This is a genomic window from Actinoplanes sp. NPDC023936 (genome assembly GCF_040639325.1).
GTDB lineage: Bacteria > Actinomycetota > Actinomycetes > Mycobacteriales > Micromonosporaceae > Actinoplanes.
Map to the genome: position 1 here is coordinate 96,224 of NZ_JBEZZR010000015.1, position 26,687 is coordinate 122,910.

At 71.8% G+C, this 26,687-nt stretch carries 19 protein-coding genes; 10 read left to right on the forward strand and 9 right to left on the reverse strand.

The genetic code is table 11. The features are described from left to right. The gene (locus tag AB0F72_RS21030; protein WP_360433724.1) at nt 1-2,121 is read left to right on the forward strand and encodes an esterase-like activity of phytase family protein; all 2,121 of its coding nucleotides are present in this window, start codon (nt 1-3) and stop codon (nt 2,119-2,121) included. Between the two features lie 140 nt (nt 2,122-2,261). Beyond that, nucleotides 2,262-2,903 carry a YdcF family protein gene (locus tag AB0F72_RS21035; RefSeq protein WP_360433727.1) on the forward strand — a complete coding sequence of 214 codons (642 nt, stop codon included), beginning with the start codon at nt 2,262-2,264 and terminating at the stop codon, nt 2,901-2,903. Nucleotides 2,904-3,387: 484 nt separating this feature from the next. Here AB0F72_RS21035 and glnA read toward each other — a convergent pair whose 3' ends face one another. Beyond that, a complete protein-coding gene (glnA, locus tag AB0F72_RS21040; protein WP_360433730.1) occupies nt 3,388-4,812 on the reverse strand; it encodes a type I glutamate--ammonia ligase in 1,425 nt (474 codons plus the stop codon). Between the two features lie 191 nt (nt 4,813-5,003). Between glnA and AB0F72_RS21045 the strand changes: the two genes are divergently transcribed. Then, on the forward strand, nt 5,004-5,399 hold the full coding sequence (locus AB0F72_RS21045; RefSeq protein ID WP_360433733.1) for an RDD family protein: 396 nt from the start codon (nt 5,004-5,006) through the stop codon (nt 5,397-5,399). A 46-nt stretch (nt 5,400-5,445) separates the two neighbouring features. On the opposite strand, the gene AB0F72_RS21050 is transcribed toward AB0F72_RS21045, so the two are convergent. Together AB0F72_RS21050 and AB0F72_RS21055 are read right to left on the reverse strand one after the other, a co-directional pair. Continuing rightward, nucleotides 5,446-7,950, reverse strand: coding sequence for a hypothetical protein (locus AB0F72_RS21050; protein WP_360433736.1), 2,505 nt, complete (start codon nt 7,948-7,950; stop codon nt 5,446-5,448). Between the two features lie 4 nt (nt 7,951-7,954). Further along, nucleotides 7,955-8,941 (reverse strand): hypothetical protein, encoded by a 987-nt coding sequence (locus tag AB0F72_RS21055; protein ID WP_360433739.1) that lies wholly within the window; start codon nt 8,939-8,941, stop codon nt 7,955-7,957. A 142-nt stretch (nt 8,942-9,083) separates the two neighbouring features. Between AB0F72_RS21055 and AB0F72_RS21060 the strand changes: the two genes are divergently transcribed. The 3 genes from AB0F72_RS21060 (at nt 9,084) to AB0F72_RS21070 (ending at nt 11,197) form a co-directional block, all read left to right on the forward strand. Continuing rightward, entirely contained in the window at nt 9,084-9,431 is a 348-nt protein-coding gene (locus tag AB0F72_RS21060; protein WP_360433742.1) for a WXG100 family type VII secretion target, read from the forward strand. Between the two features lie 31 nt (nt 9,432-9,462). Further along, on the forward strand, nt 9,463-9,747 hold the full coding sequence (locus AB0F72_RS21065; protein ID WP_360433745.1) for a WXG100 family type VII secretion target: 285 nt from the start codon (nt 9,463-9,465) through the stop codon (nt 9,745-9,747). 235 nt (nt 9,748-9,982) lie between these two features. Then, entirely contained in the window at nt 9,983-11,197 is a 1,215-nt protein-coding gene (locus AB0F72_RS21070; protein WP_360433748.1) for a S8 family serine peptidase, read from the forward strand. 90 nt (nt 11,198-11,287) lie between these two features. Here AB0F72_RS21070 and eccB read toward each other — a convergent pair whose 3' ends face one another. Further along, on the reverse strand, nt 11,288-12,646 hold the full coding sequence (gene eccB, locus AB0F72_RS21075; RefSeq protein ID WP_360433751.1) for a type VII secretion protein EccB: 1,359 nt from the start codon (nt 12,644-12,646) through the stop codon (nt 11,288-11,290). Nucleotides 12,647-12,650: 4 nt separating this feature from the next. Then, nucleotides 12,651-14,033, reverse strand: coding sequence for a type VII secretion integral membrane protein EccD (gene eccD / locus AB0F72_RS21080; protein ID WP_360433754.1), 1,383 nt, complete (start codon nt 14,031-14,033; stop codon nt 12,651-12,653). Nucleotides 14,034-14,144: 111 nt separating this feature from the next. On the opposite strand from eccD, the gene eccCa reads away from it, so the two are divergent. Beyond that, nucleotides 14,145-18,074, forward strand: coding sequence for a type VII secretion protein EccCa (gene eccCa / locus AB0F72_RS21085; protein ID WP_360433757.1), 3,930 nt, complete (start codon nt 14,145-14,147; stop codon nt 18,072-18,074). On the opposite strand, the gene AB0F72_RS21090 is transcribed toward eccCa, so the two are convergent. From AB0F72_RS21090 to AB0F72_RS21105, 4 genes are all read right to left on the reverse strand, one after another. Further along, entirely contained in the window at nt 18,071-18,973 is a 903-nt protein-coding gene (locus AB0F72_RS21090) for a hypothetical protein (RefSeq protein ID WP_360433760.1), read from the reverse strand. The two genes, eccCa and AB0F72_RS21090, sit on opposite strands and share 4 nt — an antisense overlap. Next, nucleotides 18,970-20,160 carry a type VII secretion protein EccE gene (locus AB0F72_RS21095; RefSeq protein WP_360433763.1) on the reverse strand — a complete coding sequence of 397 codons (1,191 nt, stop codon included), beginning with the start codon at nt 20,158-20,160 and terminating at the stop codon, nt 18,970-18,972. Before AB0F72_RS21095 ends, AB0F72_RS21090 begins: the two co-directional genes overlap by 4 nt. 53 nt (nt 20,161-20,213) lie before the next feature. Next, nucleotides 20,214-21,854 carry a right-handed parallel beta-helix repeat-containing protein gene (locus AB0F72_RS21100; protein ID WP_360433766.1) on the reverse strand — a complete coding sequence of 547 codons (1,641 nt, stop codon included), beginning with the start codon at nt 21,852-21,854 and terminating at the stop codon, nt 20,214-20,216. A gap of 610 nt (nt 21,855-22,464) precedes the next feature. Continuing rightward, nucleotides 22,465-23,157 (reverse strand): DUF4191 domain-containing protein, encoded by a 693-nt coding sequence (locus AB0F72_RS21105; RefSeq protein WP_360433769.1) that lies wholly within the window; start codon nt 23,155-23,157, stop codon nt 22,465-22,467. Between the two features lie 171 nt (nt 23,158-23,328). Here AB0F72_RS21105 and AB0F72_RS21110 point away from each other — a divergent pair, with 171 nt between their 5' ends. The 3 genes from AB0F72_RS21110 to AB0F72_RS21120 all read left to right on the forward strand — a co-directional run bounded on the left by AB0F72_RS21110 (nt 23,329) and on the right by AB0F72_RS21120 (nt 26,665). Continuing rightward, the gene (locus tag AB0F72_RS21110) at nt 23,329-23,493 is read left to right on the forward strand and encodes a hypothetical protein (RefSeq protein WP_360433772.1); all 165 of its coding nucleotides are present in this window, start codon (nt 23,329-23,331) and stop codon (nt 23,491-23,493) included. 44 nt (nt 23,494-23,537) lie between these two features. After that, on the forward strand, nt 23,538-26,396 hold the full coding sequence (locus AB0F72_RS21115; protein WP_360433775.1) for an AAA family ATPase: 2,859 nt from the start codon (nt 23,538-23,540) through the stop codon (nt 26,394-26,396). A gap of 62 nt (nt 26,397-26,458) precedes the next feature. Beyond that, nucleotides 26,459-26,665: a hypothetical protein gene (locus tag AB0F72_RS21120; RefSeq protein WP_360433777.1), complete on the forward strand. Its 207-nt coding sequence runs from the start codon at nt 26,459-26,461 to the stop codon at nt 26,663-26,665. The last annotated feature ends 22 nt before the right edge of the window (nt 26,666-26,687 follow it).

Sequence of the window (26,687 nt, forward strand, 5' to 3'; positions counted from 1 at the left end):
ATGTCCATTCGCCGTACCACCTCGGCGGTTGTCTCCGTAGTGGCAGTGGCCGCGGTCGGCAGCGTGCCCACCGCGGCCGCCGCGCACGGCTATGCCAACAGCTTCGAGCGCCTCTCCACGTTCCCCGCCTATCTGAACTCGTCGATCGACGACACGGCGGCCGCCGAGATCTCCACCGTCACCGAGGACGGCCGCACGGTCGTCTACACCGACAGCCCCGGCAAGCGCCTCGGCTTCGTCGACATCACCAACCCGTCCAAGCCGAAGCCCGCCGGTGTGCTGAGCGTCGGCGGCGAGCCCACCTCGGTCGCGCACCTGGGCCGCCTGCTGCTCGCCGGTGTCAACACCCGGACCAGCTTCACCGACCCGTCCGGCAAGCTCGTCGTGATCGACTCGGCCACCCGCAAGGTCGTCCGTGAGCTGGACCTCGGCGGTCAGCCGGACTCGGTCGCTGTCGCGCCGAGCGGTCGCTACATCGCGGTCGCCATCGAGAACGAGCGGGACGAGGACGTCAACGACGGGGCGATCCCGCAGGCGCCGGCCGGTTGGCTCTCGGTGATCGACGTCAAGACCTGGCAGGTTTCCAAGGTCTCGCTCGATGGGCTGTCGGAGGTCGCGCCGACCGATCCCGAGCCCGAGTACGTGAGCATCAACTCCCGTGACGAGGCCGTGGTGTCGTTGCAGGAGAACAACCACCTGGCGGTGGTCTCGCTGCGATCCGGCCGCGTGATCTCCGACTTCTCCGCGGGAAGCGTCACTGTCAGCGGTGTTGACACGCTCGACGACGACGCTGTTTCGCTGGACGGCACGATCACCGCGAAGCGCGAGCCGGACGGCGTCGCCTGGATCACCGACGACCTGTTCGCCACCGCCAACGAGGGTGACTACGAGGGCGGTTCCCGCGGCTGGTCGATCTTCAACAAGAAGACCGGCAAGGCCGTCTGGGACGCCGGCAACACCCTCGAGCGGATCGCCGTCGAGCACGGCCAGTACCCGGACAAGCGCTCCGACGCCAAGGGCATCGAGGCCGAGAACGTCGCGTTCGGCAAGCTCGGCGGCGTGCCGTACATCTTCGTGAACTCGGAGCGCGGCAACTTCACCGCCGCCTACGACGTCTCCAAGCCGTCGAAGCCGAAGTTCAAGCAGCTCATGCCGACCACGAACGCGCCCGAGGGCGTCGTCGTCGTGCCGTCGCGCAACCTCGTCGTGGTCTCCAGCGAGGAGGAGGACGCCTCGATCGGCATCCGAGGCTCGATCCAGCTGTTCGGTATCGGCCACGGCCCGGACACGCAGATCTCCTCCACCTCCGCGATCCCGTGGGGCGCGCTCTCCGCGCTCTCCCCGGTGCCGGGCAGCTGGGACAAACTGGTCACGGTGACCGATTCGGTCTACACCCCGACCCGCATCCTCACGCTCTCCACCGAGGGCGTCATCTCCAAGCAGCTGACCGTCACCAAGAACGGACAGCCCATCGGGTACGACGCCGAAGGTCTCGTGGCGCGCAAGGGCGGCGGCTACTGGCTGGCTGTCGAGGGGTCCTCCTCGACGCCGAACCTTCTCGTCCGCCTGAACGCCGCCGGAGCCGTCCAGGAGGAGATCCCGCTCTCCGCCGACGTCGCCGCGACGATCACCAGCAACGGCCTGGAAGGCGTCGCCGAGTCCGGCAAGTACGTCTGGGTGGCCGTCCAGCGTGCCATCAAGGGCGACCCGGCGAACACCGCCCGGATCGGCCGTTACGACACCACCACCAAGACCTGGTCGTGGCTGCTCTACCCGCTCGACACCGCGCCCACCGGCTGGGTCGGCCTCTCCGAACTGGTCGCCGTCGACGCCGACACCTTCGCGGTGATCGAGCGCGACAACCAGCGCGGCACCCTCGCGGCGGTCAAGAAGGTCTACACCTTCGACGTCCCGTCGTCGTGGACCGGCGTGCCGACCGTGGCGAAGAAACTGCGCAAGGACCTGCTGCCGCAGCTCAAGGCCGCCAACGGCTGGATGCAGGACAAGGTCGAGGGGCTGGCCGTGGCCGGTAACGGCCGCACGTACGCGGTCACCGACAACGACGGCCTCGACGACGCCACCGGCGAAACCGTCTTCCTGGACCTGGGCCGCCTGCTCTGATCCCGGATCTCCGGCGCCGGTCCCGTAGCGGGGCCGGCGCCGTTCCGTTTTGCGGCGGTTCCTTTGCTCTTCACTCAGGTCCCGCTGCGGCTATTTGTCGGCTTCGGGTGATCCCGGCGCCCGTGCTTCACTTGTGGATCATGGATGTCGAGGTGCTTCCCGGGACGCCGGGGTTGACGCTGGCCTCGGTCGAACACGTGCTCGTGCCTGGTCACGGCCGCGACGCCACCGGAACCGGCCTCAATCCGGGTGGCACGGACCGCTGCCGGGTGGCCGCCGCGCTCGGCGTGCCCGGACGCATCGTCTGCTCCGGGTACAAGTCACCGATCGATCGCAAAGGGACATCCTGGACCACGCCGGAAGCGCCCGGGGAGACGTTCCAGGGCGTACCCGAAGCCGACCTGATGCGCGCGTGGCTGATCGAGGCCGGCGTCGCGCCGCACGTCATCCGGGTGGAACGCCACTCCGTCGACACCGTGACGAACCTGCTCCGCGCCGAACACGAGGGCCACTTCGGCGACGACCGCCCGGTAGCCGTCGTCGCCCAGCGTGGACACCTCCGCCGCATCCTCTCGGTCGTGGCTCCGCGCACGCTGCGTCGCCCGTACCTCGGGGTGGTGGTTCCGGGCCCCGCCCGCGAAACAGCGCTGGCCACCCTGGTGAGCCGGTTGATCAGCGCCCACCTGCCGAGCGACCCGGCAGCAGCAATCGCCGCCGCAACCCGAAGATCCGAACTGCTGTGGGGTACGGCCGAACGGCTCGGCAAACGCAGCTACCACTAACCGGGGCCTTCCGCCGCCCGTCCCGCAGCGTGGCCCGGCCATGCTCATCAATCCAACAGCCGGCAGCGCCCGGCCGTAGCTGAGCCCTGTGATCAAGCCGGGGTAGCCGTCGTGGTCTACGGCTGGCGGTGCCCGGCCGTAGCTCAGCGCTGTGATCAAGCCCGGATAACCGTCGTGGTGTACGGCTGGCGGTGCCCGGCCGTAGCTGAGCCCTGTGATCAAGCCGGGGTAGCCGTCACGGTCTACGGCTGGCGGCGCCCGGCCGTAGCTCAGCCATGTAATCGAGCCGGGCGACCTGCGTGAGCTACGGCTCGGACCCGCGGCCGTCCCCGATCAGCCAGCGAGGCGCGCGGTTGTGCGACAGCGCGCGGCGAACGCGAAACGGCGGCCACGTCGGCTGGGAGCCGAGCATGACCGCCGTTCCTCGCGTTGTGCCCTAGATCAGATCAACAGGCAAACCTGCTGGTCGGACCCATGGTCATCACTAGACGTTGTAGTACATCTCGAACTCGTGCGGGGTCGGGCGGAGCCGGACCGGGTCGATCTCGTTGGTGCGCTTGTAGTCGATCCACGTGGAGATCAGGTCGTCGGTGAAGACGCCACCGGCGGTGAGGAACTCGTGGTCGGCTTCGAGCGAGGCGAGCACCGCGTCCAGCGAACCCGGAACCTGCTTGACGTTGCCCCACTCCTCCGGCGGCAGGTCGTACAGGTCCTTGTCGATCGGCGCCGGCGGCTCGATCTTGTTCTTGATGCCGTCGAGGCCGGCCATCATCTGCGCGGAGAACGACAGGTACGGGTTGGACGACGGGTCCGGGACGCGGAACTCGACGCGCTTGGCCTTCGGGTTGCTGCCGGTCACCGGGATGCGGGTGCAGGCGGAGCGGTTGCGCTGCGAGTAGACCAGGTTGACCGGGGCCTCGTAGCCGGGCACCAGGCGCCGGTACGAGTTGACGGTCGGGTTGGTGAACGCCAGCAGCGACGGCGCGTGGTGCAGCAGGCCGCCGATGTACCACCGGGCGGTGTCGGACAGGCCGGCGTAACCGGTCTCGTCGTAGAACAGCGGCTCGCCACCGAGCCAGAGGCTCTGGTGGGTGTGCATGCCGGATCCGTTGTCGCCGAAGAGCGGCTTCGGCATGAAGGTCGCGGTCTTGCCGTGCTCCCAGGCGGTGTTCTTGATGATGTACTTGAACAGCTGCATCTGGTCGCCGGCGTGCAGCAGGGTCGAGAACTTGTAGTTGATCTCGGCCTGGCCCGCGGTGCCGACCTCGTGGTGCGAACGCTCCACGGTGAAGCCGGTGTCGATCAGGCGGCGCACCATGGCGTCACGCAGGTCGGAGTAGTGGTCGACCGGGGAGACCGGGAAGTAGCCGCCCTTGTACGCGGTCTTGTAGCCGCGGTTGCCGCCCTCTTCCTCGCGACCGCTGTTCCAGGCGCCCTCGATCGAGTCGATGTAGTAGTACGCCTGGTGCGCCGACGTCTCGTGGCGGATCGAGTCGAAGATGTAGAACTCCGCCTCGGCGCCGAAGTAGGCGGTGTCGGCGATGCCACTGGAAGCCAGGTAGGCCTCGGCCTTCTTCGCCACGTTCCGCGGGTCACGCGAGTAGGCCTCGCGGGTGAACGGGTCGTGGATGAAGAAGTTGAGGGCGAGAGTCTTCTGGATGCGGAACGGGTCGACGAACGCCGTCGCGACGTCGGGCAGCAGCATCATGTCGGACTCGTGGATGGCCTGGAAGCCGCGGATCGAGGACCCGTCGAAGGCGAGGCCGTCGGTCACCACACTGTCGTCGAACGACTCGACCGGGATGTTGAAGTGCTGCATCACACCCGGGAGGTCACAGAACCGTACGTCGACGAACTTGACGTCCTCGTCTTTGAGGTATCGCAGGAGTTCCTCGGGATTGGCGAACACACGTCCTCCTGGCACAGTTTTCCGATACCGGGCGGCATGGGCCGCCACCTGGCAAGGCTGGTCGCGACGTTATGGGTCGGGGGTTGCCCCGGCGTATCCCTATTGTTTCTGCCGTGTTACGGACTGCGCCGGGAATGCACGGCGAGAGCGCGCGCTGATCACTCGGACCCTATCGCGTAACCTCGGAAGACGTGGCTGCTTCCGTCAACGAGTCCCCCGTGGCGCCCACGGGCCTGGAGCCTGCCGGGCTCGGCCCGCGATTGGCGGCCATCGTCATCGACTGGGTCCTCTGTCTGCTGATCGCCAGCGTTTACGCCAGCCCGGCTGAGGTGGCCTGGCCGCCGGTCCTGGTCCTGGTCGTGGCTAACACCTTCTTCCTCGGGCTCTTCGGCCAGACGCCGGGGATGCGCCTCACGCGCATCCGCTGTGCTTCATATCCGGACGGGGGAGTGATCGGCCTGCGCCGCGGCTTGATCCGTGGCGTGCTGCTCGGCCTTTTCATCCCCGCGATGATCATGGATGGTCAGGGGCGTGGCCTGCACGACCGCGCCGCCGGATCCATCGTGGCAGCGATCCGGCGCGGCTGACACCCCCTGGGCCATGAAAAGAACTGATGGCTGCCACAAGCAGATTTCATTGGCGGTCACGGTCTTCCTCGGCGGATTCTGAAGCGGACGAACCACCGACCACGCCACCACCCGGCGTCCGCACCCCGAAGGCCTGCTCATGAGTGACCAGATCGTCCGGCTCCCGCACCGGGACCGGCTCCCCGCCGAGACGCCGCCTGCCCAGCTCGGGCGCGACAGTTCCCTCCGGCCTGGTGGCCGCCGGGCTGCGCAGTCCCCACGGTCCTTCAACCGGCCGGGATCGTTCCGGGGCGCCGATCACGCCGGGCGCCGCGGGCGGCTTGTCCTCGCCGCCGAGCCAGTCAGCCCAGGGCGTGCCCCGATCCCGCCGTGACGGTTGCGGCGGCCGAGCGCCAGGCCCCGCGGGCGAGACCGGCCGATTGAGCACCGGCGGCGTGGCTCCGGGCCGGTGTCCCGTGCCTCGGCCTGCGGCCGGGCGCGTCTCTTCCGCGCTGCCAGGCTGCGCGGCGCGCTCCCCGGCGGGATTTTTGAGTACGGGCGGGGCAGCGGAACCAGGCGTCCGTCCAAAAGTGTCGTAGCCGGTCCGAACGCCGGTCCCGGAGTTCAAGCCCGGGACCCGGTCACCCGGGCCTCCCGGTTGCGCAGGGACGGGCGAGGTGGGTGGCCGGCCGCCGTCGCCGCCTCCGGGCCGTCCAGCTTGCGGCGCCTTCCGGGGTACGGGGGGAGTGCCGCTTCGTCCACTCCGGCCACCGTGGGGCGACACCGGACCAGCAGGCACCCCGCCGGGCCCGCCGACGTGTCCTGTTCCTCCGGGCATCGGCCCGCCGCCCGGAGCAGTGCCGGCTCGTCCGCCACCCGGCGCGCCGGGCAGGGGCCCAGGTCGGCCGCTGCCGGGGGTGCCGGTCCTGCCGGCTGGTCCGGGGGCGCCCGGTCGGGTTGAGGGGGGCGCGCCGGGCAGTGTGCCTGGCGTGGCTCCGGGGCGTCCGGGCTGCTGGAGGACGGGCGTGGTGGGACGGGCACCGGGGCGGCCCGGCTGCGGGGCCTGCTGCGGGGTCTGCTGCGGGGTCTGCTGGGGGAACGGCAGGGGCGGCTGGCCCGGGCGGCGGATTTCCCGGCCGAGGGGCGGCTGCGCTGCGGGTGCCGGGGCGGCGGGGCGGCGTAGCGAGCGGCCCGGTGGCGGGGCGCTGCCGGGTGGGGGGACTACGCCGGGGGCTCTGCCGGGGCGGCCGAACTGTCCGGGCAGGGGCGGGCGGATCGTGGTGGGAGGGAGGTTTCCCGGACCGGTTTGTCCGGGCGGGATGACGTTCGGCGGGACGGTTCCGGGGACCGTGCCGGGCGGGACGGTCCCGGGGGGCGTCACCCCGGGCGGGAACGTGCCGGGCGGGAAACCGCCGGGGGTGGGGATCTGGCCGGGCGGAAGTACGCCGGGAGGTACCGCGCCGGGGGGCAGCGTGCTGGGCGGTGTGATTCCGGGCGGGATGGATCCGGGTGGTGTCAGGCCGGGCGGGATCGTTCCGGGCGGTCTGAGGCTGGGCGGGACGGTTCCGGGTGGTGTCAGACCGGGCGGGACGGTGCCGGGCGGGGTGCGGCCGGGCGGGACGGTTCCGGGCGGAATCTGGCCCGGCGGAACCACGCCAGGGGGGATGACGCCCGGGGGAGCGACCGCCGGCGGGTTCAAGCCGGGCGCGTTCTGGCCGGGCGCGTTCTGGCCGGGGGCGTTCTGACCAGGGGCGTTCTGGCCCGGCTGGTTGGTGCCGGTCTCGTTGGAGACCGGTGACGTGATGAAGCTGGGGCCGTTCTGGCCCGGCAGACCGGTCGGCGGGGTGTCGGCGGGAGGGAGGGCGATGGGCTGGCTGAGCACGGCGTTCATGGGCTGGACGGGTGGGCCTACGCCGCTGGCGACCACGGCTATGTAGTCGAAGAACTGGTCGGCGTAACGCTGGGCCAGCGACTGGGCTTCGCGGCGGTACCGTTCGCGGATCTCGGTCTGGTCCTCCTTGACCTCTTCGGCGCGGGCGGCGTTCCAGCTCACGCCACTGGTCAGGAACGAGCCCAGGTTCTCGCCGAAGCTGACGTTCTCGGCGTCGCGGAGTTCGCGTTCGTAGCGCGCGAGGAGCAGGTCCAGGTCGCGGCGGGCGTCCAGCGAGACGTTGACCATGTGGCGGAGGGCGGTGATGTTGTTCTGGGCGGCGTCCATCCAGACGTCGAGGTAGGTGAGAGTTTCGCCGGGACCGCGGCGCAGGAACGCGTCACGGGCTGCCGGGGACTTCCAGTGCTCGTCCTGCAGGACGGTGCTCTGCTGCACGACGAAGGTGCGGACGTCGGCCATCAGTGACCAGGCGTTCTGCCACTGGTCGGCGAGGGCGGCCATCTGTTCCGGGTGCAGGTTCCGGATCTTGGTGGCGACGGCCTCGACGGTGAGCGGGTTGCCCGGGCCGGGCTTCGGTGTGAACGGGATCTGTGACGGCGGGTGCGTGCCGTAACGCAGCTGGCCGCTGTACGGGCTGTACCCGTAGTTCGGGTCGGCTGTGGCGCCCCAGTACTCGCCCATCGGCTCAGCCGCTCACAACCGGGCCGGAGGTGCGCGTACCGGTCGACACCCGGTTCGTCTCCTCCAGCAGGCCGCTCTCGTCCGGCTGGAACGTGCTCGTCGTGCTCTCCCTCGTGACGGGGTCGACCTTCTCCGTGGTCAGGCTCGTTGTCCTGCCCTCGGCGTCCACTGTTTCGGTGGTCTGCTCGGTGACGTTCGCTCCCTCGTACCGGGAACTGGTCTCGGTCGTGGCGGTGAGCTTGCCGTCCGCGCCGAAGGTCTCCACCGTCGTGGTCCGGATCGGGCCGTCGATGCGGTGTGACGTCCGGGTCGTGGTGGCCGACACCGTCTCGCCGTCGCGATCGACGATCGTGGTGGTGGCCGTCGTGACCCCGCCGGGCACGGACACTGTGGACACCTCGCGCCGCTCGCCGTTCGGGCCGGTCGACGTCTGCACGGTCTGGTACGCGGAGACCGGGGTGACCGGCCCGTCCCGCCAGAGCGGGCTGTCCGCCGGAGGAGGCGCTGCCGCCCCGGCGGAGGAGCCGGCCATCTGCTGCTCGACATAGGTGGTGCCGAGGTTCTCCGGAAGCCCGGCCGGCCGGGGAACGCTCTTGTCGCCGAACGCGAACAGAACGTCGTTCAGGGAAGCCGCGGAGACCGCGTCGCCGGACCGGTAGCTCTCCGCAATCGTCTGTGCGGCGTTCGCCACGTTGCCCAGCGACTCGGCCAGCTTGCTCAGATAGACACCGAGTTCGGCGGCGTTGCCCTGCAGGCCGGCCCGGACCGCGTCGGCTTCACCGAGGACGTCGCCGTTGAAGGCGCCGGTCGGCATCTCGCCCAGTGGAGTGAGATATCCGGAGCGTGCCGCTATGTCGGCTTGCTGACTCGCGAGGAGCCGCGCGTATTCGCGGAGACCGTCGAGATTGATGTCCACGGCAGGGCCGCCGCGCAGCCAGGGCGTGGCCGTGTTCGCCGACGTCTGCTGCGGATACGGGTTCTCGGTGCCCATCACGCCTCCCCGTTCTGGATCGCTGGTAGTGATCGGGTGACGCTGGAGAGTACGCACTCTTCCGGGAACCGGTTCGAACCTTCTCTACCCGACGGGCGTACGGGAGGGCATAACCCACTTCCGAGGGCTGGGGAGAAAGGCAATGGCAGGTTTCGGGCAAGTCCACGCCACACAGGAACAGCTCACCGCGATGGCGAACCGCTGTGGTGAGACCGGGCAGAGCATCTCGCAGGGCATGAACCGGGTGATGGGCCAGATCCAGGCTCTCAGCGGCGGCGCCTTCGCCGGTACCGCGAACAACGCGCTCCAGGACGTCTCGGTGCAGCTCAACGACGGCCTGTTGAAGATCATGAGCGCTCTCGACGAGCTGGCGGGCAAGATGTCCGCCGCGTCCACGACCTACGGCGTGAACGACGAGGAGGCCGCGTCGTCGATTCGCGGTGCCGCCGCCGGCGCCGACAGTTCCGTCGTCAGCATCCTTCGCGGCTGAGTGCGCGCGACCGAGATCGGGGAGACACGACATGAACATCACCTACAACTTCGGCCAGATCACCGAGACCTCCGCGGCCATCAACACGTTCCAGAACCAGATGGACCAGCAGCTGAACGACCTGTACACGGCGTTCACGCAGCTCTTCGCCGCGGACTGGACCGGCACCGCCGGCACCGCCTGCGACGAGGCGCGGCAGAAGTGGAACCAGGGCGCCACCGAGATCAAGGCCGCGCTGGCGGGCGTCGGCGTCAAGCTCGGTGCGTCGTCGGAGCGGATGCAGCAGGTCGACCAGCAGATCGCCGCCAACATGTGAGTTCCGCACGGACGGATGACCGGCCGCCGGTGATTGCCGGCGGCCGGTCCGTCTCCGGCGGGCTGTCCGGACCGCCCCGAGTCGGGCGCGGGAGCCGGGCGCGGGAAGCAGTCGAAGTGACGGGCGCGGCCAGCCGTCGAAGGGCCGGGCGCGCCAGCGCGGGAAGCCGTCGGCGCGGCGGCTGGGGCAGCCCTGAGAACCAGCCGGTGTGGAGTGGGCTTCGGAAGGAGTCGTCATGAGAAACGCGGCATTCGTCGCCGTCGCGGCGCTGGCCGGCTCGCTCGCGCTCACGCCCGCGGCTGCCTTCGCGGCCCCTGGTGTCAACTGTGCTCCGCCCGGTGAGAGCGAGGTCGCCGCCTCCTGGGCGCGCTCGGTGCTGCGGGCCGGCTCCCTCGGGACGATCGCGGACGGGACCGGGGCGCGGGTCGCGGTCCTCTCGACCGGGGTGGACGCGGGGCAGCCGCTGCTGCGGCAACGGGTGCTGAACGGTGTGGACGCGGTGGGCGGCGGCTTCGCCAACGAGGACTGCACGGGTACCGGGACGCAGGTGGCGGGAGTGATCGCGGGCCGGCCCGGGGACCCCGACATGGCCGGGCTGGCGCCGAATTCGCGGGTTCTGCCGATTCGGGTGCAGCTCGACGACCCGGCCGGTTCCGAGGTCGCCCCGGACGCCCTGGCCCGTGGCATCAACCAGGCCGCGGCGAACGGCGCGGACGTCGTGGTGGTGGTCAGCCCGGCCTACCGGGACGCCGCCGGCCTGCGCAGCGCCGTCGAGGCCGCGATCGACCAAGGTGTCGTCGTCGTGGCCGCCGCCGGTGACCTGGGCGGGGCCGACGAGGGAAATCCGACGCCGTATCCGGCGGCGTACCGGGACGTGATCGGGGTCGGCGCGATCGATCAGAACGGACGGATCTGGCCGGACTCACAGCGTGGCGACTTCGTCGACCTGGTCGCGCCCGGGGTGGCCGTACCTGCTCCGCAAACCGGCCGGGGGCTTGTCGAGGTGAGCGGAACCGGGGTGGCGGCCGGGTTCGTGGGGGCCGCCGCCGCGCTGGTTCACGACCGGCGGCCGAATCTGAGCGCGCGGGAGGTCGGGCGGCTGCTGACCGGTACGGCCGGGCCGGCGCCGGCGGGACCCGCGTTCGGCGCCGGGGTGGTCGATCCGTATGCGGCGATCACCAATCAGCTGGTTCCGGCGGAGCGTCGCCCGTTGCCGGGGGTCGAGGCCGTGCCGCCGCCGGACACCGCCGCGGCGAGCCGGCGTCGCGCCTATGCGCTGATCGGCGCCGCTGCGGCCGGGATCCTCGTCGTGGTGGTGGCCGTCGCGGCCGCGGCGATGCGGCGGAGCCGGCGACAGCGGTGGCGGCCCGGCATGGCGCCCGCGTTGCCGGTGCGCGATGAGCCGTTGGAGCCCGGCCCGCCGGTGATGTTGCTGGACGAGCGCACCTGAGCCCGATCTTGTGCAGCTTCCCGAGAACGGGGCTAGAACGAGAACGGGGCGACCCGAATCGCCAAGATCGCGAGGAGAAAAGGGGGCGGGTCACTCCACTGTGGTGGGGGACGGCTTGAGGGCCTCCGCAGGATCCAAGGTCACCCCGGCTGGGATTGCATTCACCAGCGCCGAGGGCACATCGATGGCGTTCTCCGGCCGGTAACCGAGGAGCGCTGCCACATCCGGGTCGGACAGCGCGTGCCGTACCCCCGAATCGGTTATCAATTGGACGCCGCCGGCGGCCCGTACCAGCTCGAAGCGGCCCGCCGGAACTCCGACCGCGTCGGCCAGCGCACGTCCCCCCTGCGTCGCGCCGCCGGTCGGCACGGCCGCGTCCAAGCCGGTCGCCGGCACGCCGACCGTCAGCGACGGCGGGGCAGCCGCGTCGCCGGTGATCGCGCACGCGGCCTCGCCGGCAGCGAGGGAGGCCAGCTCGGGGACGGACGGCGGGCCCCGGACGGCCGCGTCCGGGTCCAGCGGCCGCGGGTCGAAGCGGGCCACGTCGGCCGCGGAGATCTCCTGCGGGTCGCCGGGGACCGCGGCCTCCAGCACGGCCTGCTGCAGCGCGGTGATCGGCGTCAGCCGGTCGTCCAGCACCAGGTAGAACTGGCGTCCGTTGGCCGTCTCGTTGAACAGCACGTCACCGTTGTCGAAGCCGTCGACCGCGTCCGAGTCGTCGCCGCGGCCGTCCACGTCGATCGGCTCGATGTCGGGACCGGCCGGCAGCGCGTTGAGCCACGCCACGCCGACGCCGATCGGCTGGACCGCGCCGAACAGCGCGGGGACGGTGACCCGGGCGTTCCGGATCAGGTGTTTGCGACCCTGCCAGATCAGGTTGGTGCCCCCGGCCGGGTCGCCCGCGACGAGCAGCCCGCGATCGCCGAGCGGGTCGCCGGCCGGGCCGCCGGAGCCCACCAGCAGCACCGACCGCGGTTGCCCGCCGGGTGCCGCGCACATCGTCCACGGCAGGCGGGCCTGCTGTTTCGCGTCGGGCAGCGAGGCCGGGGCGCCGGCGATCCCGATCGTCACGCCACGGGGCACGTCGGTCAGCGATTTCGCGGCGACCCGGTAGACCTGCGGGTTGGGCCGGCCGGCGGCGAGTTTCGCGGACGCGAAGTTGAGTGCCGGGTGAAGCCGGTCGCGCAGGTAGACGAAGCTGGCGCCGGACTCGCGCTCGACGACCACCGAGCCGTCGGTCTGCCAGCGGTCCGGGCCGGTGCGGGTGAGCACGCCGTAGATGCCGAAACCGGCAGCGACCAGGATCGCGACCATCAGGCCGGCGAACAGCGCGCCGATGCCGCGGCGCAGCGGGGACTGCGCCGGATCGGTCTCCCGCATCACGAACGCGGAGATCACCCGCTGGTTCATGAACTGGTAGGACTGGAGCTGGTCGCGGCGGGACGGCACGGTGTCAGCCGCCGATCGAGGCGAACAGGCCGCGGACCTCGTCGAACACCCCGATCACCGCGCAGGCGAGCGGGATCAACGCCATGATCGCGACGACGTCGAGGATGTCGGCGGCCCGGCCGAGGTAGGGCGACGGCGGGCGGCGGCTGAAGGTGAGCGCCGCCGGCAGGGCGATCGCGGCGACCAGCAGCGCTCCGACGAGCAGTGCGAGACCCGGCAGCGCGCCGGTGACCACCGGACCGGCGCCGAGCCCGGCGAGCCCGGCGAAGCCGGCCACCAGCAGCGGCACCCGCTGCGGCGGGGTCGGCAGCAGGCGGGCGCGCAGCAGCAGGGCGGTGACCGCGGCCACCATGAGCAGCACGGCCGAGACACCCGGATCGCCGAGGGCGAGGTACGTCATCGCCGCGACACTGCACAGGGCGGCGGAGAGCAGCAGGCCGCTCAGCACCTCGCCGGCGCGGACCACGGCGGCGAAGACGTCCTCGCGGCGCGGCGCCGGCTTGTCCTTGAGGATCTCCTCGGCCCGGTTCGGCAACTCCGGGAAGGGCAGCCGGCCCAGCCATCCGGCCAGCACCGGGTACGCCGGGAGGAGCCCGATCGCGGCGGTCAGCGCCACCGCGGCGCACCCGTCGGGGGACATCCCGGCGAGCGCGAGCGACGAGGCGAGCAGGCCGGTCAGCCCGGCCGCCATCCCGGCCACGAACAGGCGGGTCAGCCCGGCGACGCCGACGTGACCGAGGACGCTGAGCGCCAGCAGCGTGGAGGAGCCGAGGAGCAGGCCGGGCGCGGTGATGCCCGGTGCGGCGAGCAGCCAGGCGCCGCCGAAGAACGCGTACGGCAGGCCGGCGGCGGCCACGATCGCGCCCGCCGTGGCGTCGCTGAACGCCCGGGACAGCAGGATGCCGGCCACCGTGAGCGCGAGGGCCACGGCGAGGGCGGCGACGGCGGTGATCACCCATGGTGGACCGTCGGCGGCGAGCCCGGCGAGACCGAGCAGCAGCGCGCCGGCCGTGACGGCCAGGCCGCACCGGCGGGTGGCGGTGTCGCTCCAGGTCCGCCCGGCGCGCCGGGAGCCGCTGGCGATCACCTCGACCACGTCGTCGTACGCCAGCTCGGGCCAGTCCTCCCGGGCCGGGCCGAGATGCAGCAGCTCGCCGTCGCGGACGCCCTGCGCGGCCAGGTTCCGTCCCGGTTCCAGGACGGTCCCGGTGGCGCGGCGCAGCACCCATCCGCCGGTGAGGTCCACCGGCTCCTCGGGCGAGGCATGCCGCAGCAGGTGGGGCAGCAGCTCGGCGACCAGCATGTTGTCGGGAAGCGCGAGATCCATCCGGCGGGTCGGTGCGGCGACGGTGACCCGGGCCAGGCTCGGCCCACCAGGTGCGGTCATGATCACCTCCTGCTGTCCAGCGCCTACTCAACGTAGCAGCAATCACCGGACAGCACTGATCAAAAAGGACCGATAGGATTGACGCGATCCGTCACCACCGGGGAGCCCAGTGTGACCGTCACGATCATCAAGCGGCCGCCTCGCCGGCCCGCGCCCGTCATGCCCGCCGGCGAGCTGTTGCTGGAGGCGCCGCCCGAGGTGCCGCAGCCCAGCGGCAAGGCCTGGACCCGGATGCTGATGATCCTGCCGATGGGCGCCGGCGCGGCCGCCATGGCGCTGATGATGGGGGCGCAGCGCGGTGGCCCGATCACCTATGTGGCCGGTGCGATGTACGGCGTCTCGATGCTCGGCATGATGGGCATGATGGCCGCCAACACCAGCGGTCCCGGCAAGCGCGAGATGATCGAGGCCCGGCGGCAGTACCTGCGGCACCTCTCCCAGTTGCGCGCCCAGCTGCGCACCACGATCCGGCAGCAGCGTGAGGCGCTGTACTACCACAATCCCGACCCGGGGACGCTCTGGAGCTTCACCGACAGCGGCCGGCTCTGGGAACGCCGGCGCGGTGACGCCGACTTCGCCGTGATCCGGATAGCTGTCGGCCCGCAGGAGGTGGCGACCCGCCTCGTGCCGCCGCAGACCCGGCCGGTCGACGAGTTGGAGCCGCTCTGCGCGACGGCGCTGCGCCGGTTCCTCAACGCGTACGCGATCGTCCCTGATCTGCCGGTCTCGGTCTCCCTGCGGGACTTCTCCCACCTGTACATCAGGGGCGGGCCGGTCCGCGATTTCACCCGCGCGCTCGTCGCCCAGATGGCGGTCTTCCACGCGCCCGACGACCTGCGGATCGGTGTGTGCGTGCCGGACGACCGGCGGTCCGAGTGGGAGTGGGCGAAATGGCTGCCGCACTCCCAGCACCCCGGCAAGACCGACGCGGTCGGCCCGGTGCGGCTGGTCGCGCCGAGCGTGCCGGCGCTGGAGGCGATGCTCGACGACGTGCTCGTCAACCGGCCCCGCTTCGACCCGTCGGTCACGCCCGGCGGCGCGCACGTCGTGGTGATCATCGACGGTGGCTCGACCGCCGGCTCCGACCACCTGATGACCGAGGGCGGCGTCGCCGGTGTCACCCTGCTCGACCTCTCCGTGCCGCCGCCCAGGCTGCTCGACGACAGCTCGGTGGTGCTCGAGATCGCACCGGACGGGACGGTCACCGGCACCACGATGGACGGTCCGACCGAGGTGGGCCGGGCCGACGCGCTCGGGGTGGAGCAGGCCGAGGTGCTGGCCCGCGAGCTGGCGCCGCTGCGGCTCTCCGCCGCCTCCTTCGCCGATCAGCCGGCCGTCAACCAGGACATGGGCCTGGCCGAGCTGCTGGAGGTCACCGACCCGTACGCGCTGGAGCTGTCCGAGCTCTGGGCGAACCGGCCCAACCGGGACCGGCTGCGGGTGCCGATCGGCGTCGGCCTCGACGGGCGGCCGGTCGAGCTCGACCTGAAGGAGTCCGCACAGGACGGCATGGGCCCGCACGGCCTGCTCGTCGGCGCGACCGGGTCCGGCAAGTCCGAGCTGCTGCGCACCCTGGTGCTCGCGCTCGGGCTCACCCACGATCCGGAGATCCTCAACTTCGTGCTCGTCGACTTCAAGGGCGGCGCCACGTTCGCCTCGCTGGACCGGTTGCCGCACACCGCCGCGATGATCACCAACCTGGAGGACGAGCTGCCGCTCGTCGACCGGATGCTCGGTGCGATCTCCGGCGAGCTGAACCGGCGGCAGGAACTGCTGCGCAAGGCCGGCAACTACGCCTCGCAGCGGGACTACGAGCGGGCCCGGTCGGCGGGAGTGCCGCTCGCGCCGCTGCCCAGTCTGCTCTTCATCGTCGACGAGTTCTCCGAGCTGCTCAGCGCGCGGCCGGACTTCATCGACATGTTCGTCCAGATCGGACGGGTCGGCCGGTCGCTCGGCATCCACCTGCTGCTCGCCTCGCAGAAACTGGAGGAGGGCCGGCTGCGCGGCCTGGAATCACACCTGTCCTACCGGATCGGGCTGCGGACGTTCTCGTCGATGGAGAGCCGGGCGGTCCTCGGGGCGCCTGACGCGTACGAATTGCCGCGCTCTCCGGGACACGGCTATCTCCGTACCGGAACGGAGGGGTTGATCCGGCTGAAAGCCGCCTATGTCTCCGGGCCGGTCCGCAGGGACGGAGCACCCGTCGCCGCCGGGATGAAGGCGGGCAACCCGATCCGGGAATTCTCCACCTTCTACGCCGTGCCCCCGCAGAAACCGGCGGAGGAAGCGCCCCGGGACGACGAGGACAAGGTCGTCGGCGACACGCTGCTGGAGGTGCTGGTCCGGCAGATGGAGGGCGAGGGCACCCCGGCGCACGAGGTGTGGCTGCCGCCGCTCGACTCGGTGCCCACCCTCGGCCAGATGCTGCCGCCCGTGATCACCATGCCGGACCGGGGACTGACGGTGGACGCGGCCGACCGGTTCGGCTCGCTGCACGCGCTCGGCGGGATCGTCGACAAGCCCTACGAGCAGCGCCGCGACCCGCTCTGGCTGGACCTCGCCGGCGCCGGCGGCAACGTGGTCGTGGTCGGCGCCGCCCAGTCCGGCAAGTCCAACCTGCTGCGCACCCTGATCATCTCGCTCGCGCTCACCCACACCCCGCGTGAGGTGCAGTTCTACGGCCTCGACTTCGGTGGCGGGCCGCTCAGCGCGCTCACCGATCTGCCACACGTCGGCGGGGTGGCGAACCGGCGGGACACCGACCGGGTCCGCCGGACCATCGCCGAGCTGCACGGGCTGATGCGGGCCCGGGAGGACCTCTTCGCCCGGCAGAACGTGGAGGGTGTGGCCGCGTACCGCAGGGCCAAGGCGCAGGGCGGTTACGCCGAGGACCCGTTCGGCGACGTCTTCCTGGTGGTGGACGGCTGGGCGACGCTGCGCGCCGAGTTCGAGGACCTGGAGGGCACGGTCCATGAGCTGGCCAACCGGGGTCTCGGCTTCGGCATCCACGTGCTCACCGCCACGAACCGCTGGATGGACATCCGGCCGCAGATCCGCGACGTCTTCGGCACCCGGCTCGAACTGCGCATCGGCGAGCCCAGCGACTCGGCGATCAACCGGCGGGAAGCGGTGAACGTGCCCGAGGGCGCGCCCGGCCGCGGCCTCACCCCGGACGGCTACCACTTCCTCACCGCGCTGCCCCGGATCGACCGGGAACAGCGTGTGGACGACCTCGCCGACGCGGTGGCCGAGCTGGTCAAACACTCCACCGAGCAGTGGACCGGCGCGCCTGCGCCCCGGGTGCGCCTGCTGCCGGCCGAGCTTCCCTACGCGGCCCTGCCGCCCGCCGAGGGGGAGAGGATCCCGATCGGCATCGCCGAGGCCGACCTGCAACCGGTCTGGCTGGACTTCGACAACGAGCCGCACGCCCTGCTCTTCGGCGACGTCGAGTCCGGCAAGAGCTCGTTCCTGCGCGGCCTCGCCACGTCGATCGCGGCGAGCCACACCCCGGCGCAGGCCCGGATCCTCCTGGTCGACCTGCGGCGCAGCCTGCTCGGCTGCGTGCCCCGCGAGCACACCCTGGGGTACGGGACGTCGGCGCAGGTCACCACCGATCTGATCAACCAGGTGGCGGTCGCGATGCGGGAGCGGCTGCCCGGACCGGACGTCACCCCGGAGATGCTCGCCGACCGCAGCTGGTGGAAAGGCCCGCAGCTGTACGTGCTCGTCGACGACTACGACCTGGTCGGGCAGACGCCGCTGCAACCGCTCGTCGAGTTCCTGCCGCAGGCCCGGGACATCGGCCTGCACGTGGTGCTGACCCGGCGGACCGGTGGCGCGAGCCGGGCCCTGTTCGAGCCGATGGTGAGCCGGATCCGCGAACTCGCCTCACCGGGGATCCTGATGTCCGGGCCGCGCGAGGAGGGCCCGATCTTCGGCACGCTGAAACCGCAGCCACTGCCGCCGGGCCGGGGCTGGATGGTCACCCGCAAGCACGGCGCCCGCCTGGTGCAGCTCGCCTGGACCCCACCGAGCCGTTAACGCCGCGGCGGGCCGAGGTACTGCTGCTCGATGCCGGTCTGGGTCAGCGAGACGAAACGGTCCGGCCCGCCGCCGGCCACTGCCACCATGTCGTCGGTCATGAACTGCAGCAACTGGCCGTCCTGCTGGCTCAGCCGCAGCGTCGCCGCGGCCAGGGTCGCCTCGTCGCCGCCGAGCCGCTGCATCAGCGTCAGGTCCGCTTCCTGCAGCGCCGCCACACCCGGCCGGTCCAGCTGGCGCAGCACGGTCAGCGTGGAGGTCCAGGGTCCGAGCGGCGGTGCGGTGGCCGGGCCGGTCACGCCCAGGTCGTACACGATCAGCGACGGGGTCTGCGCGGTGCCCGGCGGCAGCGCGTTCGGTTCGCCGCCGAGAACGGTCAGGCGCTGGTACTGCCCGGTCGCCCGCTCGCCGAAGCCGGACCAGGCCCGCTGCTCGGTGGTCACCACCATCGCGCGGGCGCCGATCGCGAACGCCCGGAAGATCAGCAGCTGAGCGGCCCAGACACCGCCGACCAGGGCGACCCGGACCGGATCACTGTCGAAGAGCTTCACGGGTACGGGCACCTGCTGCTGGTTGCGCCCCAGGAGCAGGCCGGCCCCGGTCGCCGGCCAGACCGTGATCTGTCGCAGCCCGGCCCGCGGCACCGCGTGCCAGCCGATGCGCAGGCGCGAGACGCGTCCCGACGGCCCGGTGTGGTCGGGGCTGCCGGGCGACGGCGGGTCCTCCGGCGGGCGGCCGGGTCGGTGCGGCGCCAGGGGAGCAGCGGTCAGCGGGGGAGCGGCGTGTGCGACGACCCGGGACTCGGCGGGAGCGGACTGTGCGGCCTGCGTGGGTATCGGAGCGGCGGTGGACACCGGCGGCTGCGGAGCGGGCGCGGGTCTTCTCTCCGGGATGGTCATCCGGCACCGCCTCCGGTCGGCGCTGTCGCGTAGGTCGCCGGACCGTGCTCGCCGTCGAGCGGGCGCAACTCGCCACCGGCCCGGCGGACACCGTCCAGCAGCACCCGGTCGAGCGCTGTCAGGTCCACGTCCGGCCTGGTCGCGAGCCTGATGAAGGCCCGGACCGGCACGTCGCCGGCACCCGTCGCGCCGACGATCAGCGCCACGCTCGTCTGGGCGGCCGGCGCGGTCGAGGCCCAGCCGAACAGCGGACCCAGCTCGGCGATCGAACGCGGCCAGGTCTGTAGCCAGTAGGTGCGGTGGACGAGGTGGTTGGAGCGCCAATGGGTCCATTCCTCGCCCGCCTGGGCCGGAGCGCCGGGCTCGACGTCGCAGGACCGGGCGAGCAGTTCCACCAGCTCGCGGGCGCTGAGCACGCGACCGGCCAGGCCCAGCCGGCGCAGCGCGGTCGCGATCTTGCGGGTCAGCGCGGCGGCCAGGGCGGCTGCCGAGGCGGGATCGGCGGTGTGGTCGAGAACGGACTCGGCGAGCGCCTGAGCGTCGACCCGGACGCTGATCGAGGACTCCCGGTGTGCCGGGATCGGGGCGATCGCGGTCGCCATCGCCATCGCCTCGCTGAGCCGGCGGTACGACGCGCCGGCCGGGGAGGCGGCCGGCAGATCGGGGCTCGGCGCCGGGACGGTGTGCGTGACGAGGGCCAGCACCACGCCCGGTTGCTCGGTGGCCGCCAGGCTGCTGACCAGGGTGTCCAGTGGCACCGGGGCGTCGAGGGCCACCACGCCGAACCACCCGGCGTCGTCGCGGGCTATGCCGGTCGCCTCCGGCGAGCTCTTTCCCGGGATGTCGGAGACGGTCAGGCCGGGGCCGATTGTGCGGAGGGCGGCCAGGACCGGGCCGGAACCCGTGTCCGGGCGCGCGGCCCGGCGTCGCCGGTGGTCGCGGGTGAGCGCGGCATGCTCCAGCCACCAGCGGTTCTGCCGGCGGGCGAACGCGACGGCCAGCAGCACGGCGGCGACCACCGCGGCGATCAGAGCGGGCAGGGCGCCCTGGGTGGCGGCGGCCGCGACGGCGAAGACCGCGGCCTCGGCGATCAGGACCTGGGGCAGGCGCAGCGGGCCCAGGTAGCCGCGGCGCGGAACCGGAACAGCGGTGACGTCCGGGGGGCGTGCCCGGCCCTGTGCTGTCACGTCCACCCCCTACGATCCGTAGTGGAGCCATCCTATCGACGTAATCATGATCGTCATGGTCCCGTCCGGGTGGCCGTGCGGAGATCGTCGACCATCAGCGTCCGCAGATCGTCGCGGCTCGGCATCCGGCCCATCGCCCGCAGCCGCCCCGACTGCGCCTTGCGCATCCCTTCGAGCAGCTTGCGGGCCTCCCGGGCGTTGCCGAAGTTGCGGTCCCGGGTAAGGCCCGAGAAGTGCGCGTGCAGCGCCGTCGGCAGTCCGGCCGCGAAGATGTAGTCGTCGTGGCGCGCGATCCGGTCCGCGATCATCACGAGCTCGTCGGCGCCGTAGTTCTCGAACTCCAGGGTCTTCGCGAACCGGGACGCCAGACCCGAGTTCGCGTCCAGGAAGTCGGACATCTCCGTGGTGTAGCCGGCGACGATCACCGCGACCTGGTCCCGGTGGTCCTCCATCAGCTTCACCAGCGTGTCGATCGCCTCCTGGCCGAAGTCGGCGGCCGTGCCACCGGCCCGGGCCAGCGTGTACGCCTCGTCGATGAACAGCACCCCGCCCATCGCCTCCTCGAACACCGACGTGGCCTTCTCCGCGGTGTGCCCGATGTACTGCCCGACCAGGTCACGGCGGGACACCTCGCGGAACTGCCCGTTCGGCAGCACACCCAGCGCCGTCAGCAGCCGGCCGTAGATCCGGGCGACGGTGGTCTTACCCGTACCCGGAGCGCCCGTGAAGATCAGGTGGTGACTGACAGTGCCGACGCTGAGCCCGGCGCTGCGCCGCCACTCGTTCACCTGGATCTCGTCGATCAGCGCGCGGACCTCGCCTTTCACACCCGCCAGGCCGATCATCGAGTCGAGCTCGGAGAGCAGCCGCTCCACGTCGGCGTCGTCGTGCGCCCCGGCTTTCGACAGGCCGCCGCTGCCGGTCAGATCCACCGTGGCGGTCGCCGTCGGGTCGATCTGGACGGACGGCTCGCCGGTCTGCTCCACCCGGCATCTCTCGATCGTCGCCGTGCAGCCCGGCCCGACCACGATGCCCGGCCCGATCGTCTCGTGCACCCAGGTCTCCACGATCCGCGGTGCGCTGCCGTGCGCCACCACGATGCCCGCGTCGCCGGCGCCGGAGACGTCACAGCGCTCGATCACCGGACGGCTCGACTGATAGACGTAGATCCCCCGATAGCCGCACTCCGCCACGGTCGTGCCGCGCAGCACCGGGTCCGCGCCGAGCCGCACGATCACCCCGTCGTCGGAGATGCCGCGCACCTCGCTGGACTCCACGGTGCCGCCCGCGTCGGAGAAGACGAAACCGTACTGAGCGCGCAGCACGCGCACCTCGGAGGCCTCCACCGTCGCGCCGTCGGCCGCCTGCATCCCGGCGCCGAACCCGGCCTGCAACTCGCACTTGCGCAACGTCAGCCGCCCACCCGTGACGAGGACCGCCGGATAGTCACCCGACGTGAAACTCACGCCCTCGACGTCGACCCGCCCGCCGGTGATCGCCATCGCCGGACCGTCCAGCTCGGACGCGTCGACGAGCACCTCACCGAGGGCACGCAGCGTCAGATCACGCTGGTCCAGCTCCAGGCGCTCCCGATAGGTGCCGGCCGCGAGCGTCACGACGGCTCCCACCGGAGCCACCTCCAGGGCGTCACGCACGGTGGGATAGCTGCCGGGGACCGCCAGGGTGCTGACCACGAGCGGGACTCCTTCGTTCGGCCTGCTGCACCGAGGCTAGCGCCCTTTCGGGTACGCGTCATCGGCCCCACAAACGCAGCTACACCGCCCGGGAGTACAACGCGACCCAATGCCTCCGGCCAAGGCCGTAGCGCGCCTCGCGCCCGCGGGCCGAACGCGACGTCACGTTGATGGCTCACGGTGACCCCGCGCGAGAATGATGGCTCACGGTGACCCTGGGCGGGGGTGGGGGTTCACGGTGGGCCCGGGCGCCGATCGGACCCCACGACGGGTCCAACATCGGCGTTTGAGCGTGGATGAGGTCGCACACAACGTCATCGTGATGTTTCATCTACGCCAGGGCCGAGACGCGGGTACACGCACGGCTTCGGTGTGCTCTCGGCGCACGCTGCGGTGCGGTGCGGTGCGGGGCGACTCGCGGGTTGTCGAGCGGCGCTTCCGTCGCCGGCGGCTGCCGCGCGGGCGGGGTGAGGTGGGTGCTCGCTATGCCGCGCGGGCGAGACGGGTGGGAAAGCGGAGAACCGCGGGACGGGATGGGTTTGGTGGGACGGCTCTGCGCGTACCCTCTGCGGAGCGTGCGGGTACGCGCGTGCCGGCGGCGGAAGTCAGGTCAGCGGGGGCGCTGCTGGCGGAAGGCGCCCTTGCTGGGGCGCATGTTCTTCGGGATGGCGCCCTTCGGCATCTGCGGGCGGGACATCAGGGCGCCGAGACGCTTGTCGAGGGCGTTGACGTCCTTGCCGGTGAGGTTGCGCGGCAGCTTCAGCATCGTGGAGCGCAGCTTGCGGACCGGCAGCTGGCCTTCCTCGGTGCCGATGATGTAGTCGTAGAGCGGGGCGTTGCCGATCACCTTGACCAGGCGGCGCTTCTCCTGGATGAGCAGCGAGCGCACGCGCTGCGGGTCACCCTCGGCCAGCAGGATCACGCCGGGGCGGCCGATCACCACGTGGACCATGTCGAACTGGGTGGTGGAGCTGGCCGCGGCCCGGACCCGCCAGTCGCCGCGCATGTTCTCCATCAGCGAGGCCGCCGCGCCGGGCTGGCCCTCCGCGACGTTCATCATCGCGGTGTTCGAGCGCAGGTTGAGCACGATCAGCACGGCCAGCAGCGTGAAGAGGACGCCGACCGGGATCCAGACCCAGGACCCGGTGAGAAGCACGACGAGAACGGTGAGCGCGATCGGGATCGCGACCGCTCCGATGACCAGTGGGACGAACCACTTGTCCTGCTTCGCCGTGAACGAGAACACCTGGCCGATCTGCTTCAGGCGCTCGCGAAACGACACCTTCTCCTGGGGCTTTGCCATAGCCGCAAAGTGTAGTGGTGCTCAGGTACCTTACGGCGTCCCGGGCACCTCAGCGGTGCCGAGTAAGGAGGGGCGGGGCCTCGGGAATCGGTCATCGTCCCCATGACCGGCGGCTGCCTTCGGGCGAAGAGTCAGTGGTGTTCCAGTCGTCCGACGCCCCAGGAGCACCCGATGATTCCGTTCACCAACCCGGAGATCCAGCTCGAACTCGTGCATTCGCAGGCCGCTGAGCTGGTCCGTGAAGCCGACGACTACCGGCGGGCGAAGGCGTTCCGGCCGAAAGAACCACGCCGTTGGCCGCGTTTCAAACGGTCCGCCAAGCAGTCGCTCGCGTGATCGGTCCGGAAATTCTGTCGTACCCGCATGGCATGCTCGACCTCATGACGGCGAGTACCCCGAGCACCGTCCTGGTCGGCCGCGAGGCCGACCTGGGCGTGCTGCGCGAGGCGCTCAAGCGGGTGCGCGGCGCCGAGCCGACGGCCGTGCTGGTCGGCGGTGAGGCCGGGGTCGGCAAGACGCGCCTGGTCGAGGAGTTCTGCCGCTCGCTCGACGGCGAGCCGGTCCGGGTGCTGCAGGGTCAGTGCCTGGAGCTGGGGGAGGAGGGCCTGCCGTTCGCGCCGTTCGCGGCCGCGCTGCGGGAGCTGGCCCGGCATGAGGGCCGTGCGGTGTTCGACGGGCGGGAGGCCGAGTTCGCCCGGCTGCTGCCCGAGCTCGGCCCGCCGCCGGATTTCCACGAGGCCCGTCGCGGCCACCTGTTCGAGCTGGTCGGCGCGCTCTTCGCCCGGCTCGCCGAGGAGCGGCCGGTGATCCTGGAGATCGAGGACCTGCACTGGGCGGACCGGTCCACCCGTGACCTGATCGGTTTCCTGCTGCGCTCGGCGCGGGTGCGGCGGCTGCTGCTGATCGCCACCTACCGCACGGACGAGTTGCACCGCGGGCATCCGCTGCGGCCGTTCCTCGCCGAGCTCGACCGGGTCCGCGGCGTGCAGCGGCTCGAGGTGGACCGGCTCGACCGGGAGGGCACCGCCGAGCTGCTCGGCCACCTGCTCGGCATGGAGCCCGACCCGGCGATCGTCGACGCGGTCTGCGAGCGGGCGCAGGGCATCCCGTTCTTCATCGAGCAGTTCGCGTCCTCCGCCGACCCGCGGTGCGGCGACATCCCGGAGACGCTGCGCGACCTGCTGCTGTCCCGCGTCGACCAGCTGCCGGAGGACGCGCAGCGGGTGCTGCGGGTGGCCGCCGTCGGTGGCACCCAGTTCGGCCACGAGCTGCTGGCCCGGGTCGCCGGGGTGGACGAGGCGGCGCTGGAGTCCGCGCTGCGCGCCACGGTCGCCGCCCAGCTGATCGTCTTCGACCCCGCCGGTGGCTACGAGTTCCGTCACGCGCTGGTCCGCGAGGCGGTGCACGACGACCTGCTGCCGGGGGAGCACGCCCGCCTGCACGCCCGCTATGCGGAGATCATCGAGGCGGAGCCGCACCTGCTGGCGCCGGACCGTGCGCCGGCCGAGATCGCCCACCACTGGCACGCGGCTCATGATCATCCGCGGGCGCTGGTCGCCGCGCGCCGCGCCGCCGAGTCGGCGAGCTGCCGATATGCGTTCGCCGAGCAGGCGCGGCTGCTGGAGCGGGTGCTCGAGCTCTGGGAGCAGGTGCCGGACGCCGCCACCCTGCTCGGCACCGCCCACCTCGACCTGCTGGAGGAGACGGCGCTCGTCGCGATCGACTCCGGCGACCACATGCGGGCGCTCAGCCTCACCCGGGCCGCGATCAGCGACCTGGACTGCGAGGCGGAGCCGTTGCGTGCCGCGCGGCTGCTGATCCGGCGGGCGAAACTGTTGCGCAACGCCGGCAAGAGTGACGGCGCGGCCGAGGCGAGGGAGGCGTACCGATTGCTGCAGTCGGCGCCCCGCGACCTCACCTGGCTGAAACTGCTGGGCGACGTGACCTACCAGACGGCCGGCATCGACGGCGACGCGGCGGCGCGGATGGCCGAGGAGCTCACGGCGGCCGCGGCGGAGCTGGGCGACGAGGCTTCTCAGGTCCACGCCGAGATCACGTGCGGGCGGGTGTGCGGCGGGCAGCTCCCCGTCGACGAGGGGATGCCCGCGAGACGGCAGGCGGTCGAGCGGGCCCGGGCCGCAGGCGACCTCTCCAACTTCTCGCACGGCCTGGTCAACCTCTCCGACTCGCTGTTCGAGCTGGGGGACTACGCGGAGTCCGCCACGGTCGCCGCCGAGGGGATTCCGTATGCCGACCGGGTCGGGGTGAGCCGGACCACCGGGGTCTACCTGCTGGTGAACTACGCCGAGGCGCTGATGGCGCTGGGCCGCTGGGACGAGGCGGACGCCCGGCTCGCCGAGGCCGCCCGCCAGGACCCGCCCGGCGTTCTGGCCGTCGCGTGGCTGCGGCTGCGGGCCCGGATCCGGCTGGCGCGCGGTCATGACGGCGCGGCGGCCCTGGTGACCCGGGCGGTCGGGTTCCTCGCCAAGCCGTTCCTCACCGCCGAGCACCGGGTGACCCTGCTCGAGCTGCGGATCCTCGCGGCGCTGGCGTCGGGGGACGCGGCCGGGGCGCTGCGGTTCGCCCGGGCCTCGGTGCACGACAAGGGGGTCTTCGAGCGTCCGCGGTACGGGTGGGCGCTGCTCGTGGCGGCGGCTCGGGTCGCGGATGAGCCGCTGCGCGAAGAGATCCGTGAGCTGGCCGCGGCGCTGCCGGCTCGCTACCCGGCGGAGCGCGCGTCGGCGGCCGAGGTGGCGGCGCTGATCGGCGGTGCGCCCGGTGACGGCCGCGGCGAGGCCTGGCGGGTGGCGGTTGCGGCTCGGCGGGCGGATGGGCAGCCTTATCAGCTGGCCGGGGCTTTGCTGGGCTATGCGGAGGCGGTGGCCGGTGATCGGCAGGCTGCCGCCGAGGCGCTCGGGGAGGCCGCTGAGATCGCCGAGCGGCTGGGTGCCGCGCCGATGCTCGCGGCCGTGGACGTGCTGGGGCGGCGGCTCGGTGTCCGGGCCGGTGTCGCCGATGTGCCGGAGCAGCGTGGGGCCGGTGAGGTGCTCACCGCTCGGGAACGGGAGGTGTTGCGGCTCGTCGCCGAGGGGCAGAGCAACAGCGGGATCGCCCGGGAGCTGTTCATCTCGCCCAAGACGGCGAGTGTGCACGTGTCGCGGATCATCGCCAAGCTCGAGGTGAGCAACCGGGTGGAGGCGGCGGCGGTGGCGCGGCGGCTGGGTTTGCTGGAGTCCTAAGGCCGGCGGCGGCGGTTCCGATACTAGGGGCCGATGTCGTTCTTCCCCCTCGGAGGCCGCTCGTGGACAACGCTCTTGATGTGACCTATCGGGTGGTCGAAGGCCTGTTCGGGCCGGAATCCTCGATTCCCTGGTGGGCCTGGGTCGCGCCGCTTCTGCTGATCTTCTGGACGATGCTGATGCCGTCGGTGGCGCCGGCTACGGCGGGTGCCGGCAAGAAAGGCAAGAAGGGCAAGGCGGACAAGAAGCAGCCCAAGAAGAAGAAGTGACGAAAGCCCGGGAAGCAACAGC

Coding starts and splice junctions, on each gene's coding strand:
- AB0F72_RS21030 (WP_360433724.1), top strand. CDS start 1: ATGTCCATTCGCCGTACCACCTCGGCGGTTGTCTCCGTAGTGGCAGTG.
- AB0F72_RS21035 (WP_360433727.1), top strand. CDS start 2,262: ATGGATGTCGAGGTGCTTCCCGGGACGCCGGGGTTGACGCTGGCCTCG.
- AB0F72_RS21050 (WP_360433736.1), bottom strand. CDS start 7,950: ATGGGCGAGTACTGGGGCGCCACAGCCGACCCGAACTACGGGTACAGC.
- AB0F72_RS21055 (WP_360433739.1), bottom strand. CDS start 8,941: ATGGGCACCGAGAACCCGTATCCGCAGCAGACGTCGGCGAACACGGCC.
- AB0F72_RS21060 (WP_360433742.1), top strand. CDS start 9,084: ATGGCAGGTTTCGGGCAAGTCCACGCCACACAGGAACAGCTCACCGCG.
- AB0F72_RS21065 (WP_360433745.1), top strand. CDS start 9,463: ATGAACATCACCTACAACTTCGGCCAGATCACCGAGACCTCCGCGGCC.
- AB0F72_RS21070 (WP_360433748.1), top strand. CDS start 9,983: ATGAGAAACGCGGCATTCGTCGCCGTCGCGGCGCTGGCCGGCTCGCTC.
- eccD (WP_360433754.1), bottom strand. CDS start 14,033: ATGACCGCACCTGGTGGGCCGAGCCTGGCCCGGGTCACCGTCGCCGCA.
- AB0F72_RS21090 (WP_360433760.1), bottom strand. CDS start 18,973: ATGACCATCCCGGAGAGAAGACCCGCGCCCGCTCCGCAGCCGCCGGTG.
- AB0F72_RS21105 (WP_360433769.1), bottom strand. CDS start 23,157: ATGGCAAAGCCCCAGGAGAAGGTGTCGTTTCGCGAGCGCCTGAAGCAG.
- AB0F72_RS21110 (WP_360433772.1), top strand. CDS start 23,329: ATGATTCCGTTCACCAACCCGGAGATCCAGCTCGAACTCGTGCATTCG.
- AB0F72_RS21115 (WP_360433775.1), top strand. CDS start 23,538: ATGACGGCGAGTACCCCGAGCACCGTCCTGGTCGGCCGCGAGGCCGAC.